Source organism: Kitasatospora sp. NPDC001660 (assembly GCF_053596725.1).
Genome location: NZ_JBSFGU010000014.1, coordinates 172,544 through 190,945, shown reverse-complemented (window position 1 = coordinate 190,945; position 18,402 = coordinate 172,544). Strand labels below are relative to the sequence as shown.

General features: G+C 72.0%; 15 protein-coding genes. 4 read left to right on the top strand and 11 right to left on the bottom strand.

The genetic code is table 11. The features are described 5' to 3' along the window. Window positions 1–188 precede the first annotated feature (188 nt). Together ACWCXH_RS18190 and ACWCXH_RS18185 are read right to left on the bottom strand one after the other, a co-directional pair. On the bottom strand, window positions 189–1,598 hold the full coding sequence (locus tag ACWCXH_RS18190) for a M14 family zinc carboxypeptidase (protein ID WP_449802415.1): 1,410 nt from the start codon (window positions 1,596–1,598) through the stop codon (window positions 189–191). Between the two features lie 219 nt (window positions 1,599–1,817). Continuing rightward, window positions 1,818–2,111 carry a hypothetical protein gene (locus ACWCXH_RS18185; RefSeq protein ID WP_449802414.1) on the bottom strand — a complete coding sequence of 98 codons (294 nt, stop codon included), beginning with the start codon at window positions 2,109–2,111 and terminating at the stop codon, window positions 1,818–1,820. Window positions 2,112–2,194: 83 nt separating this feature from the next. Here ACWCXH_RS18185 and holA point away from each other — a divergent pair, with 83 nt between their 5' ends. Next, window positions 2,195–3,193, top strand: coding sequence for a DNA polymerase III subunit delta (gene holA, locus ACWCXH_RS18180; protein ID WP_449802413.1), 999 nt, complete (start codon window positions 2,195–2,197; stop codon window positions 3,191–3,193). Window positions 3,194–3,546: 353 nt separating this feature from the next. On the opposite strand, the gene rpsT is transcribed toward holA, so the two are convergent. Together rpsT and ACWCXH_RS18170 are read right to left on the bottom strand one after the other, a co-directional pair. After that, window positions 3,547–3,816 carry a 30S ribosomal protein S20 gene (rpsT, locus tag ACWCXH_RS18175; RefSeq protein WP_329931122.1) on the bottom strand — a complete coding sequence of 90 codons (270 nt, stop codon included), beginning with the start codon at window positions 3,814–3,816 and terminating at the stop codon, window positions 3,547–3,549. A 154-nt stretch (window positions 3,817–3,970) separates the two neighbouring features. Beyond that, window positions 3,971–4,276: an antibiotic biosynthesis monooxygenase family protein gene (locus tag ACWCXH_RS18170; RefSeq protein ID WP_449802412.1), complete on the bottom strand. Its 306-nt coding sequence runs from the start codon at window positions 4,274–4,276 to the stop codon at window positions 3,971–3,973. A gap of 203 nt (window positions 4,277–4,479) precedes the next feature. Between ACWCXH_RS18170 and lepA the strand changes: the two genes are divergently transcribed. Continuing rightward, window positions 4,480–6,348 carry a translation elongation factor 4 gene (gene lepA, locus ACWCXH_RS18165; protein ID WP_449802411.1) on the top strand — a complete coding sequence of 623 codons (1,869 nt, stop codon included), beginning with the start codon at window positions 4,480–4,482 and terminating at the stop codon, window positions 6,346–6,348. A 58-nt stretch (window positions 6,349–6,406) separates the two neighbouring features. Here lepA and ACWCXH_RS18160 read toward each other — a convergent pair whose 3' ends face one another. From ACWCXH_RS18160 to ACWCXH_RS18145, 4 genes are all read right to left on the bottom strand, one after another. Then, a complete protein-coding gene (locus ACWCXH_RS18160; protein WP_449802410.1) occupies window positions 6,407–7,486 on the bottom strand; it encodes an NAD(P)/FAD-dependent oxidoreductase in 1,080 nt (359 codons plus the stop codon). Between the two features lie 103 nt (window positions 7,487–7,589). Then, complete coding sequence (sigJ, locus tag ACWCXH_RS18155) at window positions 7,590–8,486, bottom strand: RNA polymerase sigma factor SigJ (protein ID WP_449802409.1); 897 nt, start codon at window positions 8,484–8,486, stop codon at window positions 7,590–7,592. An 85-nt stretch (window positions 8,487–8,571) separates the two neighbouring features. Beyond that, the gene (locus ACWCXH_RS18150; protein WP_449802422.1) at window positions 8,572–10,470 is read right to left on the bottom strand and encodes an ABC transporter ATP-binding protein; all 1,899 of its coding nucleotides are present in this window, start codon (window positions 10,468–10,470) and stop codon (window positions 8,572–8,574) included. 119 nt (window positions 10,471–10,589) lie between these two features. Continuing rightward, the gene (locus tag ACWCXH_RS18145) at window positions 10,590–12,323 is read right to left on the bottom strand and encodes an ABC transporter ATP-binding protein (RefSeq protein WP_449802408.1); all 1,734 of its coding nucleotides are present in this window, start codon (window positions 12,321–12,323) and stop codon (window positions 10,590–10,592) included. A 346-nt stretch (window positions 12,324–12,669) separates the two neighbouring features. Between ACWCXH_RS18145 and ACWCXH_RS18140 the strand changes: the two genes are divergently transcribed. Further along, window positions 12,670–14,592, top strand: coding sequence for an AMP-dependent synthetase/ligase (locus ACWCXH_RS18140; protein ID WP_449802407.1), 1,923 nt, complete (start codon window positions 12,670–12,672; stop codon window positions 14,590–14,592). Between the two features lie 59 nt (window positions 14,593–14,651). After that, window positions 14,652–15,881, top strand: coding sequence for a radical SAM family heme chaperone HemW (gene hemW / locus ACWCXH_RS18135; RefSeq protein WP_449802406.1), 1,230 nt, complete (start codon window positions 14,652–14,654; stop codon window positions 15,879–15,881). Between the two features lie 37 nt (window positions 15,882–15,918). Here the strand turns inward: hemW and ACWCXH_RS18130 are convergent, their stop codons facing one another. The 3 genes from ACWCXH_RS18130 to htpX are packed head-to-tail and all read right to left on the bottom strand — an operon-like array spanning window position 15,919 to window position 18,341. Further along, window positions 15,919–16,758, bottom strand: a complete 840-nt coding sequence (locus ACWCXH_RS18130; RefSeq protein ID WP_449802405.1) for a DUF3097 domain-containing protein — start codon at window positions 16,756–16,758, stop codon at window positions 15,919–15,921. A gap of 35 nt (window positions 16,759–16,793) precedes the next feature. After that, entirely contained in the window at window positions 16,794–17,378 is a 585-nt protein-coding gene (gene pspAB, locus ACWCXH_RS18125; protein WP_449802404.1) for a PspA-associated protein PspAB, read from the bottom strand. Window positions 17,379–17,417: 39 nt separating this feature from the next. Next, window positions 17,418–18,341, bottom strand: coding sequence for a zinc metalloprotease HtpX (gene htpX, locus ACWCXH_RS18120; RefSeq protein WP_449802403.1), 924 nt, complete (start codon window positions 18,339–18,341; stop codon window positions 17,418–17,420). Window positions 18,342–18,402: the final 61 nt, after the last annotated feature.

Below are 18,402 nucleotides of genomic sequence, written 5' to 3'. Positions count from 1 at the left end.
GGGGGGGGGGGGGGGGGGGGGGGGGGGGGGGGGGGGGGGGGGGGGGGGGGGGGGCCGGCGGGGGGCGGGGGCGCCGGGGGCGCGCCGGCGCGCCGCCGCTGGAAGAGCGTGAAGGCTCCGATGCGCCGAAGGGTCAAGGGCCCGCAGTCGCAGTACTCCGGGCGGCCTGGAGCGCTGTGTGCGGGGGCTCAGTCGTCGGTCGCCGTGGTTGTGTACGGAGCCTGGGCGTGGGTGGCGGCGTACATCAGGGCGGGTTTCATCTTGGGCCAGAAGTAGGAGTCCTGGCAGGAGTAGGCGGGCGTGAAGCCGGAGCAGCCGCGGAAGTCGCTGTCGCCGACCTCGATGGTGAAGCTGGCGGTCCCGAGCTTGTCGTAGACCCAGTCGTCGGTGCCGCCGGCGGCGTCGTAGAGGATCTCGCCGGCCTGGCCGGACTGGTAGTTGGTGAGGGCGCCGAGTTTGCCGGCCAGGGCGCGGAGGGCGGCGTCGTTGCCGGTGTGGACGGTGTGGTCGTGGGCCCACGGGAAGATGACCATGCTGGCGTCGCTGTGCAGGGTGATCATGATCCCGCGGGTGTCCGCCGGGGCGGGATCGGTGTCGCCCGGGCCGCGTACGGCGGGGTAGAGGCTGCGGAACAGCCCCTCCAGGGCGGTGTTCTCGACCTCCGAGTCGGCCTGCGGCCCGAGGTAGACCTCGGAGCACGGGTCGGTCGAGGTGCCGAGTCCGCCCCAGTGGGTGTCGGCGTTGCGGTTGAGGTCGACGCCGATCTGGCCGGAGAAGTCGCAGGCGGAGCCGTTCGAGTCGTCGGCGTTCTTGCGCTGGTAGAGCGGGTTGTCGCCGCCCTGCTGGACGATGTCGACGCCGTCGGGGTTGGCGATCGGTACGACCCAGACCTCGGTGGAGTCGAGGAGCGCGGTGACGTCCTGGTCGGTGCCGTAGCCGCCGGTGAGGTAGTCGATCCAGCGCCACGACATCTCACCGGTGGTTATCTCGCGGGCGTGGATCTGGCTCATCAGGAAGAACCGGGGCTTGGCCGAGTTCGGCGAGAGCGAGCAGTCGCTTCCCGTGCGCTTGGTGATGCAGACGGCCTTGAGGTCGTAGCCGCCCGGTCGCCCGTTCTGCTTGCGCCAGGACTGGCCGTACGCCACCACGGTTGCCAGGTCCGGGTGCTGGGAGGCGACTTGGTCGAGGTGGGCGTAGTGGGCGTTGACGGTGTGGTAGCCGCCGTCGTACGTCTCGTTCGGGTTGCCCGCGGCCACTTGACCGCTCCTGGGCCGGAGTTGGAGCGGCGCCTGGGCTGGATCGGGCATCGCCTGTTCGATCGTCGGTACGAAGCCGAGGAGCCGCAGCCGGGTGCCGTCGCGGGTGTCGCCGAGGACGAACAGGTCGTCGTTCTGCCGGTGTTCGAGCAGGTCGAAGCCTGCTTCCGTGAGCGTCTGGGCGTCTGCCGCGGAGTGGGTGGGGACGCGGTAGACGAAGACGTTCCGGGCGCTGGACCGGTGGGTGTTCCGGGCCGTCGCGCTCGGCACGACGGACAGGGCGAGCGCGGTGAGTGCCACAACGGTACCGGCCGCGAGGGCGGTGGAACGCTTCCTGGCCATGGGGCCTCCGGAGTCGTGGGGGTGTCGTGTGGGGGCGGGTGGAGAAGCGGGCGCGGGAGCAGGGAGCAGGGAGCAAGGAGCACGGGAATTGATGTCAGGGTCATGACATCAAGCCGCCCGCGCTTCATCGCCACCGTCTCTGAAGCAAAGCGCCGCCCTGACCGTCCGTCAACTCCCGGCGGGGGAGTTTTCCGGGGCCAGGGCGGCGCGCGCCACGAGTCAGCCCTCCTCGCGCCAGCCGTCGCACTCGGCGGCGAGCGCGTCGAGGGCGCGCAGCCGGGCCGGGGTCCAGCCGTCCTCCGGGGGTTCGACGACGACCAGCCACTGGGCGTCCTCGGCGTCGTCCTCGCCGGCCAGGGCGTCACGGACGATCTCCAGCTCGCCGAGGTCGGACTGGGTGGCGGCGAGCTCTTCCGCGGCCTCCTCGGCGGCGTCGCGGTCGGGCAGGACGAGCAGTTGCCGGGCGTGCGGGTCGTCGACGTCCGGCTGGTCGGTGGTGTGGTCTTCGGTCACCGGCTCATTGTCCAGGTCCGCCGGCGGTGGTGGGTGCGCAGGTCCGGCCGGGGCTGTCCGTGCTCCGTGGGATGCTGGTGGGGATGGCCAGGAAGAGTGCACCCGACGACCTGCTCGCCCCGCTGACCCTCGCGGTCGGCCAGGAGGAGCTGCTGCTCGACCGCGCGGTCGCCCAGGTGGTGGCGGCGGCGAAGGTGGCGGATCCGGACACCGACGTGCGGGACATCCCGCCCGGCGGGCTCCAGCCCGGCAGTCTCGCCGAGCTGACGACGCCGTCGCTGTTCGCCGAGCGCAAGGTCATCGTGGTCAGGGCCGCCCAGGATCTCTCCGCCGACTCCGTGAAGGAGGTCAAGGCGTACATCGAGGCCCCGGCCGACGAAGTGATCATGGTGCTGGTGCACGCGGGCGGCGCCAAGGGCAAGGGCCTGTTGGACGCGGGGCGCAAGGCGGGCGGTCGGGAGGTGGCCTGCGCCAAGCTGGCCAAGGCGAGCGAGCGACTGGCCTTCGTCAAGGGCGAGTTCCGCACGCTCGGGCGCTCCGCGACCCCGGAGGCCTGCCAGGCCCTGCTCGACGCGCTCGGCAGCGACCTGCGCGAGCTGGCCGCCGCGTGCAGCCAGCTCACCTCGGACGTCGAGGGCACGATCGACGAGACCGTCGTGGCCCGCTACTACAGCGGTCGGGCCGAGGCCACCGGGTTCGAGGTGGCGGACCTGGCCGTCACCGGTCGTGCGGCGGAGGCCCTGGAGCGGCTGCGCTGGGCGCTGGCGGTCGGACAGCCGCCGACCGGCATCACCTACGCGCTGGCGTCCGGCGTGCGCAGCATCGGGCGGTTGGCCAGCGCCGGGCGGAACATGCGCCCGGCCGATCTGGCCCGCGAGTTGGGCATGCCGCCGTGGAAGGTCGACCGGGTCCGCCAGCAGATGCGCGGCTGGACGGGCGACGGCGTGGCCGTCGCGCTGACGGCGATCGCGCAGGCGGACGCGGCGGTCAAGGGGGGCTCGGACGACCCGGCCTTCGCCCTGGAGCGCGCGGTGGTCGCCGTCGCCCGTGCCGCCCGGGCGGGCAACCGCCCGGCGTACTGAGCAGCGCGCGGCGCACAGCGGCAGCGCCCGGCGGGGGCGTCTCGAACGTCCCCGCGCTCCCACGCCATCGCGTCACTGCGCCCTGTGCCCCCAGGCCCCACGTCCCTGTGCCACAAGCCGCACCAACTCCACAAGCCGCAGCAACCGCACCGGCCCCACCCCGCCAAACGCAACAGGCGCCGTAGCCGGCCTCTGGGGAAGAGGCGAGCCACGGCGCCTGCCGTACTGCTGGGTGCACCGCACCCGCGTGGCGAACGCAGGCCGCGTGCGGTGCGAGTCTCGCGCGTCTCAGGGGTCCGGGTAGAGGGCCGGGTCGCCCTGAGGCGTTGGGGGCACAGTGGCCCCCGGGGGCGTCAGGCCTGGGCGGCGGTGTTGACGCGCTTGGTGATGGCCGACTTCTTGTTGGCGGCCTGGTTGGCGTGGATGACGCCCTTGCTCACGGCCTTGTCCAGCGCCTTGGAGGCGGCGCGGGCCAGCACGACGGCCTTCTCGGTCTCGCCGGCGGCAGCGGCCTCACGGGCCTTGCGCAGGGCGGTCTTCAGCGAGGACTTGACGGCCTTGTTGCGCAGGCGCGCCTTCTCGTTGGTCTTGTTGCGCTTGATCTGGGACTTGATGTTCGCCACGAAGGAGCCTCAGTCTTGTCTAAAAGGTATTGAACGGGCGCACCTGGTGGCCGTCGGTCCAGCTGAGAGGGCATGCCGAGGCCGGGTGCAGCAGCCCACGCTACCAGGGGCCCGCTCGCCGCCCCAAACCGGGCGGGCGTCACCGCGGGTCCGGTCAGGCGCTGAGCACCGGCTCGCCGTAGTGCTCGACCTCCGGGAAGGGCCGGTAGAACCGGTGCAGCAGCTCCCGCCAGCGTTCGTACTCGGCCGAGCCGCGGAAGCCCTCGGTGTGGTCGGCGAGCGTCTCCCACTCGACCTGGAGCAGGAAGCGCGAGCCGCGTCCCTCGTCGAGGCAGCGCCGCAGCCGCAGCGAGCGGAAGCCGCGCTGGACGGCGATCAGTGGCCGGGCCTCGGCGAAGGCGGCGAGGAACTCGTCCTCCCGGCCGGGCAGGACGTCGAGCAGGGCGCTTTCCAGGATCATGGGGCGCCATCCTGGCGCCGCCCCGCATGCGGTGGGAAGACCCGCTCCGGTGACCCCGGCCGGACCGAACGGCGGCCCGCGCCGGGATCGTGGGAAGATGGGAGGAACTATTTCGATCGGACGAGACTGTCCGGTCCCCCGGGAAGCCGGTCAGCGATGACCCGGACACCCCCGGCCCCGGACCAACGGAGAATCGGACCAAGGTGCCCGCGACCCCCAGCAATGTGCCAGAGCCCAGCCGTACCGACCCGGCGCTGATCCGCAACTTCTGCATCATCGCCCACATCGACCACGGCAAGTCGACGCTCGCAGACCGGATGCTGCAGATCACCGGCGTCGTCGACCCCCGGCAGATGCGCGCCCAGTACCTCGACCGCATGGACATCGAGCGTGAGCGCGGCATCACCATCAAGTCGCAGGCGGTCCGCCTCCCGTGGGCGCCGAAGACCGGGCCTGACGCCGGGACGACGCACATCCTCAACATGATCGACACCCCCGGCCACGTGGACTTCACGTACGAGGTGTCCCGCTCCCTCGCCGCGTGCGAGGGCACCATCCTGGTCGTCGACGCGGCCCAGGGCATCGAGGCACAGACCCTCGCCAACCTGTACCTGGCGCTGGAGAACGACCTCACGATCATCCCGGTGCTCAACAAGATCGACCTGCCGGCCGCCCAGCCGGAGAAGTACGCCGCCGAGATCGCGCACATCATCGGCTGTGACCCCTCCGACGTGCTCCAGGTCAGCGCCAAGACCGGCCTCGGCGTCGAGGACCTGCTGGACCACATCGTCAACACCATCCCGGCCCCGGTCGGCGTCAAGGACGCCCCGGCCCGCGCGATGATCTTCGACTCGGTGTACGACGCCTACCGCGGCGTGGTCACCTACGTCCGTGTCGTGGACGGCCAGCTGACCAAGCGCGAGCGCATCGCGATGATGTCGACCGGCGCGACCCACGAGCTGCTGGAGATCGGTGTCATCTCGCCCGAGCCGAAGGTCGCCGACGGCCTCGGCGTCGGCGAGGTGGGTTACATCATCACCGGTGTGAAGGACGTCCGGCAGTCCAAGGTCGGTGACACGATCACCTCGCAGCACAAGGGCGCCACCGAGCCGCTCGGCGGTTACAAGGACCCGCGCCCGATGGTGTTCTCCGGCCTCTACCCGCTGGACGGCTCGGACTACCCGCTGCTGCGCGACGCCCTGGACAAGCTGCGCCTGAACGACGCCGCCCTGGTGTACGAGCCGGAGACCTCGGTCGCGCTCGGCTTCGGCTACCGCTGCGGCTTCCTCGGCCTGCTCCACCTGGAGATCATCCGGGAGCGCCTGGAGCGCGAGTTCAACCTCGACCTGATCTCCACCGCCCCGAACGTGATCTACCGGGTGATCATGGAGGACGGCTCCGAGCACACCGTCACCAACCCGAGCGAGTTCCCGTCCGGCAAGATCGCCGAGGTGTACGAGCCGGTCGTGCGCGGCACGATCCTCGCGCCCAACGAGTTCGTCGGCGCGATCATGGAGCTGTGCCAGTCCCGCCGGGGCAGCCTGCAGGGCATGGACTACCTCTCCGAGGACCGGGTCGAGCTGCGCTACACCCTCCCGCTCGCGGAGATCGTCTTCGACTTCTTCGACCAGCTGAAGTCCAAGACCCGCGGCTACGCCTCGCTGGACTACGAGCCCATCGGCGAGCAGACCGCCGACCTGGTCAAGGTCGACATCCTGCTGCACGGCGACGCGGTCGACGCGTTCTCCGCGATCGTGCACAAGGACAAGGCCTACAACTACGGCGTGATGATGGCGGGCAAGCTGCAGAAGCTCATCCCGCGCCAGCAGTTCGAGGTGCCGATCCAGGCGGCCATCGGCTCCCGGGTGATCGCCCGTGAGACGGTCCGCGCGATCCGCAAGGACGTCCTCGCCAAGTGCTACGGCGGCGACATCTCGCGCAAGCGCAAGCTGCTGGAGAAGCAGAAGGAGGGCAAGAAGCGGATGAAGATGGTCGGCCGCGTGGAGGTCCCGCAGGAGGCCTTCATCGCCGCGCTGTCCACCGACGCCGAGCCGCCGAAGGACAAGAAGTAGCGGTACCGCAGGAAGGGCCCGGGGCGCGCGCCCCGGGCCCTTCCGCGTCCCCGGAGGGCTACTTGAGCGCCGCGAGCACCCCGGCGACGATCGCGGCCTTGGCCAGCCGCCCCGCCGCCCCGGTGAGCACGGTGGGCCGCATCGAGTCGTCCCCGCGGACCAGCTGGAGCAGCCCGTCCTGCCGGCCGAGGCTCAGGCACTGCACGACGTACTTGTACGCGAAGGGCTTCTCCGTGCGCCCGTCGAGCAGCTTGCCGAGGTACTGACCCATCGGCAGGGCGGTGGCGCAGCCCATCCGCAGGGTGCCGGTGCCGGGGACGGTCACCGCGGCGGCGTCGCCGACGACGTGGACGTCCGGGTGGGACACCGACCGGAGGTACGCGTCGACCACGGCCCGGCCGCGGTCGTCGACGGCCAGTCCGGCGTCGGCGGCCAGCGGGTGCGGCTCCATCGAGGCGGCCCAGACGGTGACGTCGGCCTCGATCGGGCCGGTGGTGGTGTGCAGCCCGGCGGGGGTGACCTCGGTGACGGTGGCGTTGTCGTGGACGGTCACGCCGAGCCGGTCGAGGACGCGCCGGATGTGGGCGCGGCCCTTGGCGGAGTAGATGCCGCCGACCTGGCCGGTCGCGACGATCCGCACCCGCCACCGCGGGTGGGCCTCGGCGAGTTCGGTGGCCAGCTCGATGCCGGTGGCGCCGCCGCCGACGACGGCGAGGGTGCCGGGCTCGTCGGTGTCGCGCAGCCGGCGGCGCAGGTCGGCGGCCCGTTCGGCGCAGTAGGCGTGTTCGGCGGCGCCGGGGACGTCGTGCCAGGCGGTGCGGCTGCCGAGGGCGTAGACCAGGGTGTCGTAGCCGAGGGTGGTGCCGTCGTCGAGCAGGACCTTGTGGCCGTCGAGGTCGAGTTCGACGGCCCTGGCGCGCCGGTGCTCGATGCGCCGGCCGCGCGCGAGCCTGTCGATGGCCGGCCAGTCCCGTTCGTGGCCGGCCGCCGTCTCGTGCTGGCGGACCCGGTGGAGGAGCCGCTCCTCGGGCGCGACCAGGGTGACGGCGTGGTGCCGGCCGGCGCCCTTGGCGGTGCTGAGTCCGGCGTAGCCGGCACCCAGGACGACGATCCGCTTCTCGGTGGTGGTGCTGCTCATCTCGTCCGCCTCCTTGCGAGGTGCGCTGTTGTGAAGCGCGGTTCGGCAAGGGGACGGCGCGGCCGCCCGGAGTGTGACGGTGACCTGTGTCACAGGCCGGTGGTCACACCCCGACCGGGGTGACGCGGGCGAGTTTCTCGGGATTGACCACGACGTACGTCCCGGTGATCCGGCCGTCCGCGACGGTGAAGGCCAGCACGCCGCCGACGGCGCCGGTGGCCGCGTCGTACCAGACCATGCCGGCCTCGCCGTTGACCACGGCGAGGCCGAGCCGGGAGTCCGGCGTGAACCACTTCGCGACCGAGCCGGCGATCAGGCGGGCCACCTTGTCGGCGCCGCGGATCGGGCGGGCGGCGGCGCGGACGATGCCGCCGCCGTCGGCGGTCCAGACCACGTCCGGGTCGAGGACGGCCATCAGCCCCTGGAGGTCGCCGCCGAGGGCCGCGGTGGCGAAGGCCTGGACGGCGCGCCGGTGCTCGGCCGGGTCGGCGCTCGCGCGCCGGCCGCCGTCCTTGACGCGGCGGCGGGCCCGGGAGGCGAGCTGGCGGGCGGCGTCGGGGGTGCGGTCGAGCGAGGCGCCGATCTCGTCGAAGCCGACCGCGAAGACGTCGTGCAGCACGAACGCGGCCCGCTCGGCGGGGGTGAGCTGCTCCAGGACGGCGAGCAGCGCGAGCGAGACGGATTCGCCGCGCTCGGCGAGCTCGGCGGGGGAGTCGGGGGTGCTCGTGTAGGAGACGGACGGCTCGGGCAGCCACTCGCCGACGTAGGACTCGCGGCGGGCCCGGGCGGAGCCGAGCTGGTCGTAGCAGAGCCTGGTGACGACGGTGGTGAGGAACGCCCGCGGGTCGGCGACGGCGGCGCGGTCGGTGGCGCGCCAGCGCAGCCACGCCTCCTGGAGGACGTCCTCGGCGTCGGTGAACGAGCCGAGCAGCCGGTAGGCGACCGAGCCCAGGTAGCGTCGGTTCGCCTCGAACGCGTCCGGGGCCTGGTCGTCGATCACGGGCCCAAGGTAGCGCCCTCCGCGAGGAATGCGAAGAGCCGGGGCGGGGGGAGTCCCCGGCCCCGGCTCCCTGCCTGACGGGAGGTCAGTCCACCTCGGCCACGGCCTGCGCGAACTGCGCCTGGTACAGGCGCGCGTACGCGCCGCCGGCCGCGATCAGCTCGTCGTGCGAGCCCTGCTCGACGATCGAGCCGTTCTCCATCACGAGGATCACGTCGGCGTCCCGGATGGTCGAGAGGCGGTGCGCGATGACGAAGCTGGTGCGCCCGGTGCGCAGCCGGGCCATGGCCCGCTGGATGAGCACCTCGGTGCGGGTGTCGACGGAGCTGGTCGCCTCGTCCAGGACGAGGATGGACGGCTGGGCGAGGAACGCCCGGGCGATGGTGATCAGCTGCTTCTCGCCCGCGCTGACGCCGGTGCCCTCGTCGTCGATGACGGTGTCGTAGCCGTCCGGCAGGGTGCGCACGAAGCGGTCGACGTGGGCGGCCTTGGCGGCCTCGACGACCTGTTCGCGGGTGGCTCCCTGGGCGCCGTAGGCGATGTTGTCGGCGATGGTGCCGCCGAACAGCCAGGTGTCCTGGAGCACCATGCCGATGCCGGAGCGCAGTTCCTCGCGGGACATCGCGGAGATGTCGACCCCGTCGAGGGTGATCCGTCCGGCGCTGACCTCGTAGAACCGCATCAGCAGGTTGACGAGGGTGGTCTTGCCGGCGCCGGTGGGGCCGACGATGGCGACGGTCTGGCCGGGTTCGACCTTGAGCGAGAGGTCCTCGATGAGGGGCTTGTCGGGGTCGTAGCGGAAGGACACGTCCTGGAAGGAGACGCGGCCGTGGACCACGTCCGGCTTCTCGGGCATGGCCGGCTCGGGGGTCTGCTCGGGTGCGTCGAGCAGTTCGAAGACGCGCTCGGCGGAGGCGACGCCGGACTGCACCAGGTTGGCCATGCTGGCGACCTGGGTGAGCGGCTGGCTGAACTGCCGCGAGTACTGGATGAACGCCTGCACGTCGCCGATGGACAGCGCGCCGCCGGCGACCCGCAGGCCGCCGACGACGGCGACCAGCACGTACTGCAGGTTGCCGATGAGCATCATCGCGGGCTGGATGATGCCGGAGATGAACTGGGCGCGGAAGCTGGAGGCGAACAGGGCCTCGTTGTGCTCGCGGAACGTCTCGGCGGACTCGCGCTGCCGGCCGAAGACCTTGACCAGCGCGTGCCCGGTGTACATCTCCTCGATGTGCGCGTTCAACTTGCCGGTGGAGGCCCACTGCTGGACGAACTGCGGCTGCGCCCGCTTGCCGACCTTGGCGGCGACGACCACCGACAGCGGCACGGAGACCAGGGCGATCAGCGCGAGCAGCGGGGAGATCCAGAACATCATCGCGAGCACGCCGACCACGGTGAGCAGCGAGTTGACGACCTGTCCCAGGGTCTGCTGCATCGACTGGCTGATGTTGTCGATGTCGTTGGTGACCCGGCTGAGCACCTCGCCGCGCGGCTGCTTGTCGAAGTAACTCAGCGGCAGGCGGGCGAGTTTGGCCTCGACGTCCTGGCGCAGCCGGTAGCCGGCCCGCTGGATGGCCTTGGTGGCGAGGCGGCCCTGGACGATGCCGAACAGGGCGGAGGCGACGTAGATCGCGAGCACCCAGAGCAGGACGGTGCCGATGGCGTCGAAGTCCATGCCCTGGCCGGGGGCGAAGTCGACGGAGGAGAGCAGGTCGGCGATGCCGCCCTGGCCGTGGGCGCGCAGGCCCTCGACGACCTGGGCCTTGGAGGTGCCCGGCTCGAAGCGGGCGCCGACGACGCCGGCGAAGATCAGGTCGGTGGCGTGGCCGAGGACCTTGGGGCCGGTGACGGCGCAGCCGATGCTGAGCACGCCGAGGCCCAGGACCCCGGCGAGCAGGGGGCGTTCGGGGCGCAGCAGGCCGAGCAGCCGCTTGCCGGAGCCCTTGAAGTCCATGGACTTCTCGGTGCCCTGGCCGCCCATGAAGCGGCCGGGGCCGGCGGGGCCGCGGCGGGCGGCGGCGGCCTGGGAGTCGCTGGGGAGCCGGGCGGGCGCCGCCGCACTCGTGGCCGGCTGCTGGGCGGTGGGCTTGCGGGGGGTGGTCACGCCGCCTCCTGCTCGGTGAGCTGGGAGAGCACGATCTCCCGGTAGGTCGGGTTGCCGGCCATGAGCTCGCGGTGGGTGCCGCTGCCGACGACGGCGCCCTCGTCGAGGACGATGATGCGGTCGGCGTCGCGGATGGTGGAGACGCGCTGGGCGACGATCAGGACGGTGGCGTCGGAGGTCTCGTGGGCGAGGGCCTTGCGCAGCCGGGCGTCGGTGGCGTAGTCGAGCGCGGAGAAGGAGTCGTCGAACAGGTAGACGTCGGGTTTGCGGACGAGGGCGCGGGCGATGGCGAGGCGCTGGCGCTGGCCGCCGGAGACGTTGCTGCCGCCCTGGGCGATGGGGGCGTCGAGGCCCTCGGGCAGCTTCTCGACGAAGTCCTTGGCCTGGGCGATCTCGAGGGCGTGCCAGAGCTCCTCGTCGGTGGCGTCGGGCCGGCCGTAGCGGAGGTTGCTGGCGACGGTGCCGGTGAACAGGTAGGGCTTCTGCGGGACGAGGCCGACGCTCTCGGCGATCGTCTCGGGGGCGAGTTCGCGGACGTCGACGCCGTCGAGCAGGACCTGTCCGGAGGTGGCGTCGAAGAGCCGGGGCACGAGGCCGAGCAGGGTGGACTTGCCGCTGCCGGTGGAGCCGATGACGGCGGTGGTCTCGCCGGGGCGGGCGGTGATGCGGATGCCGCGCAGCACGGGGGCTTCGGCGCCGGGGTAGTGGAAGTCGACGTCGCGCAGCTCCAGGTTGCCGCGGCGCGGGATCTCGGTGACGGGTGCGGCGGGCGGCGCGACGCTGGAGGAGGTGCCGAGGACCTCGTCGATGCGCTCGGCGCAGACCTCGGCGCGCGGCACCATCATGAACATGAAGGTGGCCATCATGACGCTCATGAGGATCTGCATGAGGTAGGAGAGGAAGGCGGTGAGTGCGCCGATCTCCATGCCGCCGCTGTCGATCCGGTGGGCGCCGAACCAGAGGACGGCGACGCTGGAGACGTTCACGACGAGCATGACGGCCGGGAACATGAACGACATCAGCCGGCCGACCTGGAGCGCGACCCGGGTGAGGTCGCCGTTGGCGTCGCCGAAGCGGGCCTGCTCGTGGTCGTCCTTGACGAAGGCGCGGATGACGCGGATGCCGGTGATCTGCTCGCGCAGCACGCGGTTCACGGTGTCGATCCGCTCCTGCATGCTGCGGAACTTGGGGCGCAGCGAGCGGACGAGCAGGAGGACGACGGCGCCGAGGAGGGGGATGACGGCGAGCAGCAGGCCGGACAGCGGCACGTCCTGGTTGAGGGCCATGATGATGCCGCCGACGCACATGATCGGTGCGGCGACCATGAGGGTGAAGCTCATCAGGGCCAGCATCTGGACCTGCTGGACGTCGTTGGTGGTGCGGGTGATCAGCGAGGGGGCGCCGAAGTGGCCGACCTCGCGGGCGGAGAAGCTCTGCACCCGGTCGAAGACGGCGGCGCGCACGTCGCGTCCGAAGGCCATGGCGGTGTGCGCGCCGTAGTAGACGGCGCCGATCGAGCACAGCGCCTGGACGAGGGTGATGCCGATCATCACGGCGCCGAGCCGCAGGATGTAGTCGGTGTCGCCCTTGACGACGCCGCTGTCGATGATGTCGGCGTTGAGCGTGGGCAGGTAGAGCGCTGCGAGGGTCGACACGAGCTGGAGGAGCACCAGCAGGGCGATCGGTCGGGAGTACGGGCGCAGGTACGCCCTGAGCAGTCTGATCAGCACTTGCACACTCTTGTCGTCGGCGGGTGGATTCGCATCCCAATTCTCGGTCCTTCGTGCACTCGTACAGTCGATTCCCGGGGTCGGGACATGAGGTTTGTCCAGTCCTTTGCAGAACCGTCCGGCGGGCCGGGTTGCGGGGTTCACGGGCCGTGTGACGAGCGGGCACGGGTGCTACGGAGGCGTGCCGGCTGGGTAGACCCCCTTACGGAATGACCGGTTTCCCCCTAGGCTGCTGATTGCCCCCTTGTTACTCACCGGTACCGCACGCGTAACGGGGGCCCGGCGACCGCCCCCACGGGCGCCGCGACAGATCCCTCAGACGGCCACCCGCCCCCGGAGGTCCTCGTTGAGTTCCGCGCAGTCCCTGATCGACTCCGGCAGTGCCGACATCGTCGCCGGGCGTCCCGCCTCCGTTGCCCACCTGTTCCTGGAGCGGGTCGCCGCGACCCCCAACGCCGAGGCCTACCGCTACCCCGCCCCCGTCGACGAGCACGCCGCGGACAGCGCGCCCGGCGCCGAGCAGTGGCGTTCGCTCACCTGGGCGCAGACCGCGGTCCGGGTCAAGGCGGTGGCCGCCGGCCTGATGGCGCTCGGCATCCAGCCGGAGGACCGGGTCGCGCTGGCCTCCTCCACCCGGCTGGAGTGGATCATCGCCGACCTCGGCAACATGTGCGCGGGCGCGGCCACCACGACCGTCTACCCGAGCACCAACGCCGACGAGACGGCCTTCATCCTCGCCGACTCCGGCTCCAGGGCGCTGTTCGCGGAGAACGCCGGACAGCTCGCCAAGGCCGTCGAGCAGATCGAGCAGCTGCCCGAGCTGCGCACCGTCGTCCTCTTCGACGCCCCCGCCGTGGCGCCCGAGACGGCCGGGCTCGACCTGATCACCCTGGCGGAGCTGGAGGAGCGCGGCGCCGCGTACCTGGAGGAGCACCCGGACGCCGTCGAGAAGACCGTCGCCACGCTCGACAAGGAGCAGCTGGCCACCCTGATCTACACCTCGGGCACCACCGGCCGCCCCAAGGGCGTGCGCCTGGTGCACGACTGCTGGGCGTACGAGGCCCGCGCCCAGGAGGCGAGCGGGCTGCTCGGCCCGGACGACGTCCAGTTCATGTGGCTGCCGTTGTCGCACGTGTTCGGCAAGACGCTGATCTCCGGCCAGATCGCCACGGGCCACGTGATGGCGGTGGACGGCCGGGTGGACCGGATCATCCACAACCTGCCGGCCATCCGGCCGACCGTCATGGCGTCCGCGCCGCGCATCTTCGAGAAGGTCTACAACGGCATCGCCGGCCGGGCCCGGGCCGAGGGCGGCGCGAAGTACAAGATCTTCCGCTGGGCCGCCGGGGTCGCCCGCGAGTACGCCCGGGTCACCCAGGAGAACCGGATCGCCACCGGGGTGGACGGCGCGCCGTTCGCCCTGCGGGCGCAGCACGCGGTCGCCGACAAGCTGGTGTACGCGAAGATCCGCGCCGCCTTCGGCGGGCGCCTGCGCGGCGCCGTCTCCGGCAGCGCGGCGCTGGCCCCCGAGATCGGCTACTTCTTCCTCGGTGCCGGCGTCCCGATCCTGGAGGGCTACGGCCTGAGCGAGACCAGCGCCGGCTCCTGCGTCAACCGCAAGGAGGACGTCCGGATCGGCACGGTGGGCCGCCCGCTGCCGGGCACCGAGGTCCGGATCGCGGAGGACGGCGAGATCCTGCTGCGCGGTCCGGGCGTGATGCGCGGCTACCACAACCTGCCGGAGAAGACCGCCGAGGTGCTGGAGCCGGACGGCTGGTTCCACACCGAGGACATCGGCGAGCTCAGCGCGGACGGCTTCCTGCGGATCACCGACCGCAAGAAGGACCTGTTCAAGACCTCCGGCGGCAAGTACGTCGCGCCGAGCGAGGTCGAGGGCAAGTTCAAGGCGGTGTGCCCGTTCGTCAGCAACATCCTGGTGATCGGCAACGGCCGCAACTACTGCACCGCGCTGATCGGCCTGGACGAGGCCGTGATCATGCCGTGGGCCGCCGAGCACGGCCTGGCGGGCAAGTCCTACGCCGAGGTGACCGCCGATCCGCAGGTGCACGAGCTGATCGAGGGCTTCGTGAAGAAGCTCAACGCCGGCCTCCAGCGCTGGCAGACGATCAAGAAGTTCCACCTGCTGCCGCGCGACCTCGACGTCGAGCACGGCGAGCTCACCCCGAGCCTGAAGATCAAGCGCCCGGTGGTCGAGCGGACGTACGCGGACGCCGTGACCGCGATGTACGCGGGGGCCAACGAGGCCTGAGCCCGCCCCCGTCCCGTACGGCCCGCGGGGTTCCCCGGGCCGTACGGGACAATGGGGTCATGCCCTCCGCACTCCCCGACGGCGATCCGGTGCCGTCCGACGGTTCCCTGCCCGCGCACGCCCTCGACGGGCTCGGGACACGGCCGTTCGGCTTCTACCTGCACGTGCCGTACTGCGCCAGCCGCTGCGGCTACTGCGACTTCAACACCTACACGGCCACCGAGCTGCGCTCCTCGGGGGCCGTCGCGTCCCAGGAGACGTACGCCGACAACGTGATCGCCGAGATCCGGCTCGCCCGCCGCGTCCTGGGCGACGCGGACCTCCCGGTGGAGACCGTCTTCCTCGGCGGCGGCACCCCGACCCTGCTGCCCGCCCGCGACCTGGTGCGGATGCTCGCCGCGCTGCGCGACGAGTTCGGGCTCGCCGAGGGCGCCGAGGTGACCACCGAGGCCAACCCGGAGTCCGTCGGCCCGGCCTACCTCGCCGAGCTGCGCGAGGGCGGCTACAACCGGATCTCCTTCGGCATGCAGAGCGCCCGCCCGCACGTGCTGCGGCTGCTCGACCGCCACCACACCCCGGGCCGCCCCGAGGCCTGCGTCGCCGAGGCCCGCGCGGCCGGCTTCGAGCACGTCAACCTCGACCTCATCTACGGCACCCCCGGCGAGTCCGACGACGACTGGCGGGCCTCCCTGGACGCCGCCATCGGCGCCGGGCCCGACCACGTCTCCGCCTACTCGCTGATCGTCGAGGAGGGCACCCGCCTCGCCGCCCGCGTCAGGCGCGGCGAGCTCCCGATGATCGACGACGACGTCCACGCCGACCGCTACCTGATCGCCGAGGAGGCGCTCGCCGCCGCGGGCTACCACTGGTACGAGGTCTCCAACTGGGCGACCACCCCCGAGGGCCGCTGCCGCCACAACGAGCTGTACTGGACCGGCGCCGACTGGTGGGGCGCCGGCCCCGGCGCGCACAGCCACGTCGGCGGCGTCCGCTGGTGGAACGCCAAGCACCCCGCCGCCTACGCCCAGGCCCTCGCCGAGGGCCGCACCCCCGCCCTGGCCCGCGAGGTCCTGACGGACGAGGACCGCCGCGTCGAGCGCATCCTCCTCGAACTCCGCCTCGTCGGGGGCATCCCGCTCACCCTCCTCACCGACACCGCCCGCAAGGCCGCCGCCGAAGCCCTCGCGAGCGGCCTCCTCGCCCCCGAGTCCTACGAGAACGGCCGCGCGACCCTGACCCTCCAGGGCCGCCTCCTGGCGGACGCGGTCGTGCGTGACCTGGTGGACTGAGGTTCGTCGACGCGGTGCCGGCCGTCGGAGGGAGGGCCTACGCCTGACCGGGGACGGTCACGAAGTCGATCAACTCCTCGACGCGGCCGAGGAGTTCAGGCTCCAGGTCCTTGTAGGAGCCGACCTTCGAGAGGATGTGCTTCCAGGCGGCGGGGGTGTCGACAGGCCAGCCGAGGCGGCGGCAGACTCCCTCCTTCCACACCTCGCCGCGGGGGACGGCCGGCCATGCCGGGATGCCGACGGACGACGGCTTCACGGCCTGCCAGATGTCGATGTAGGGGTGGCCGACGACCAGGACGCTCTCGCCGGTGACCCGGGCGGCGATGCGGTGCTCCTTGGTGCCGGGGAGCAGGTGGTCGACCAGGACGCCGAGGCGGCGGCCGGGGCCGGGGGCGAAGTCGGCGACGATCGCGGGGAGGTCGTCCACGCCCTCCAGGTACTCGACGACGACGCCCTCGATCCGCAGGTCGTCGCCCCAGACCCGCTCGACCAGTTCGGCGTCGTGCCGGCCCTCGACGTAGATCCGCGACTCGCGGGCCACCCGCGCGCGGGCGCCGGGGACGGCGACGGAGCCGGAGGCGGTGCGGCCGGGCGCCCTGGCCGGCGCCGGGCCGGCCGGGCGGACCAGCGTGACGGCCCTGCCCTCCAGCAGGAAGCCGCGCGGCACCATCGGGAACACCCGGTGCTTGCCGAAACGGTCCTCCAGGGTGACGGTGAACCCCTCCGCCGTCTTCTCGCAGCGCACCACCGCCCCGCAGAAGCCGGTCGCCGCCTCCTCGACCACCAGGTCCCGCTCGGCGGGCACCTCCGGGGCGGGCTGTTGCCTCTTCCACTTCCACGGCGGGGTCAGGTCGGGTCCGTACTGGCGGCTGCGCATGCAGGTGACTATAGGTAAGTGGCGACGACGGCTCGTCAGAGGCCGGGCGCGCCCCACACCGGGAACCAGCGGCTCAGGTCCTTCTCCAGCCGCAGGTCGTTCCCCAGCATCGCGTTGATCTGCAGCTCCAGCGGGCTGTTGCGCCGCTCCCCGCCGCCGGGCATCGGCGCGAACGGGTAGAAGGTGCCGCGCTTGTAGAGGTAGACCAGCGCCAGGGACTGGCCCTCCCCGTTCCGGAAGCCGACCAGAGAGCAGAGCAACTGCGGCCCGAAGCCGTTCGCCTCCAGCTCGCTGTTGACCGCGTGCAGGTCGTTCACCAGCTCCGGCAGCTCCTCGGGGGTGTGCCGGGCGAGCAGCCACGAGTAGCCGTAGCCGTCCTTGGACGCCTCCACCGGGACGCCGCCGCGCTCGGTGTCGGCGTCCAGCAGCGCCCGCACCTGCTGTTCGACCTGGACGAACGCGCCGCCCTCGACGGCCGCGAAGCACACCGAGCCGAGCCCGGTGGGCGTGAACCCGGCGCCGGCCTCCAGGGTGAGCGCGGCCGACGGGATGCCGAACAGCTGGTCGAGGTCGGGCTTGACGGGCTTGGTGCGGCCGAACAGGGCGTCCAGGAATCCCACAGCAGTCCTCTCGCGAAGGGGGTCAGCGGCCGAAGCGGCTCAGCGGCCGAGCTGGGCGGAGATCTTCGCCAGCTGCTCCAGCCGCTTCTCCAGCGTCGGGTGGGTGGAGAGCAGCTGGGAGGCGGTCTCCTTGGCGCTCAGCGCCGGGGCGAAGTAGAAGGCGTTGTAGGGCTGCGCCTTGCGCAGGTCCTGCGTGGGGATCGCGGCGATCTGCCCGGTGACCTTGGTGAGCGCCGAGGCGAGCGCGCTGGGCCGGCCGGTGAGCTGGGCGGCGGCGCGGTCGGCGGCGAGCTCCCGGTAGCGGGACAGCAGCCGGGTGAGCAGGAAGCTGATCGCGTAGACGACGATCGACACCAGCGGGATGACCAGCGCGGCGATGGCCGCGTTCTGGTCGTTGTTGTTGCGCCCGCCGCCGCCCATGAACCCGCCGTACACGGCGATCCGGGTCATCGCCCCGGCGAGGACGCCGAGGAACCCGGCGATCGTCATCACGGCGACGTCCCGGTGGGCGACGTGCGAGAGCTCGTGCGCGAGGACGCCCTCCAGCTCCTCGGGCTCCAGCCGGCGCAGCAGTCCGGTGGTGACGCACACCACGGCGTTCTGCGGGTTGCGGCCGGTGGCGAAGGCGTTCGGCATGTCGTTGTCGGCGACCGCCACCCGGGGCTTGGGCATGTCGGCGAGGGCGCAGAGCCGGTCGATGGTGCCGTGCAGCTGCGGGTACTCCTCGGGGGACACCTGGCGGGCGCCCATCGCCCGCTCGGTGATCTTGTCGCTGAACCAGAACTGGGCCACGAACAGCCCGCCCGAGATCAGGACGATCAGCGGCCAGGCCCCGCGCAGCAGCACGATCAGCAGGCCGGTGAAACCGACGTACAAGAGCCCGATCACGAACATGGTCCCGACCATCCGGCCGGTCAGGCCGCGATCGGGCGCGAATCGGGTGTGCTGGGCCGAGCTCGACATCGCTTGCTCCTCCGTTCGCCGTCCGCTATCGATGCTGCCACCCGGACGGCCGCGGGGCACC

Excerpts from the sequence above, each read along its gene's own strand:
- ACWCXH_RS18130 (WP_449802405.1), bottom strand. The coding sequence starts at position 16,758 with ATGCGCAGCCGCCAGTACGGACCCGACCTGACCCCGCCGTGGAAGTGG.
- hemW (WP_449802406.1), top strand. The coding sequence starts at position 14,652 with ATGCCCTCCGCACTCCCCGACGGCGATCCGGTGCCGTCCGACGGTTCC.
- ACWCXH_RS18160 (WP_449802410.1), bottom strand. The coding sequence starts at position 7,486 with ATGAGCAGCACCACCACCGAGAAGCGGATCGTCGTCCTGGGTGCCGGC.
- ACWCXH_RS18190 (WP_449802415.1), bottom strand. The coding sequence starts at position 1,598 with ATGGCCAGGAAGCGTTCCACCGCCCTCGCGGCCGGTACCGTTGTGGCA.
- holA (WP_449802413.1), top strand. The coding sequence starts at position 2,195 with ATGGCCAGGAAGAGTGCACCCGACGACCTGCTCGCCCCGCTGACCCTC.
- htpX (WP_449802403.1), bottom strand. The coding sequence starts at position 18,341 with ATGTCGAGCTCGGCCCAGCACACCCGATTCGCGCCCGATCGCGGCCTG.
- ACWCXH_RS18170 (WP_449802412.1), bottom strand. The coding sequence starts at position 4,276 with ATGATCCTGGAAAGCGCCCTGCTCGACGTCCTGCCCGGCCGGGAGGAC.
- ACWCXH_RS18150 (WP_449802422.1), bottom strand. The coding sequence starts at position 10,470 with ATGGGCGGCCAGGGCACCGAGAAGTCCATGGACTTCAAGGGCTCCGGC.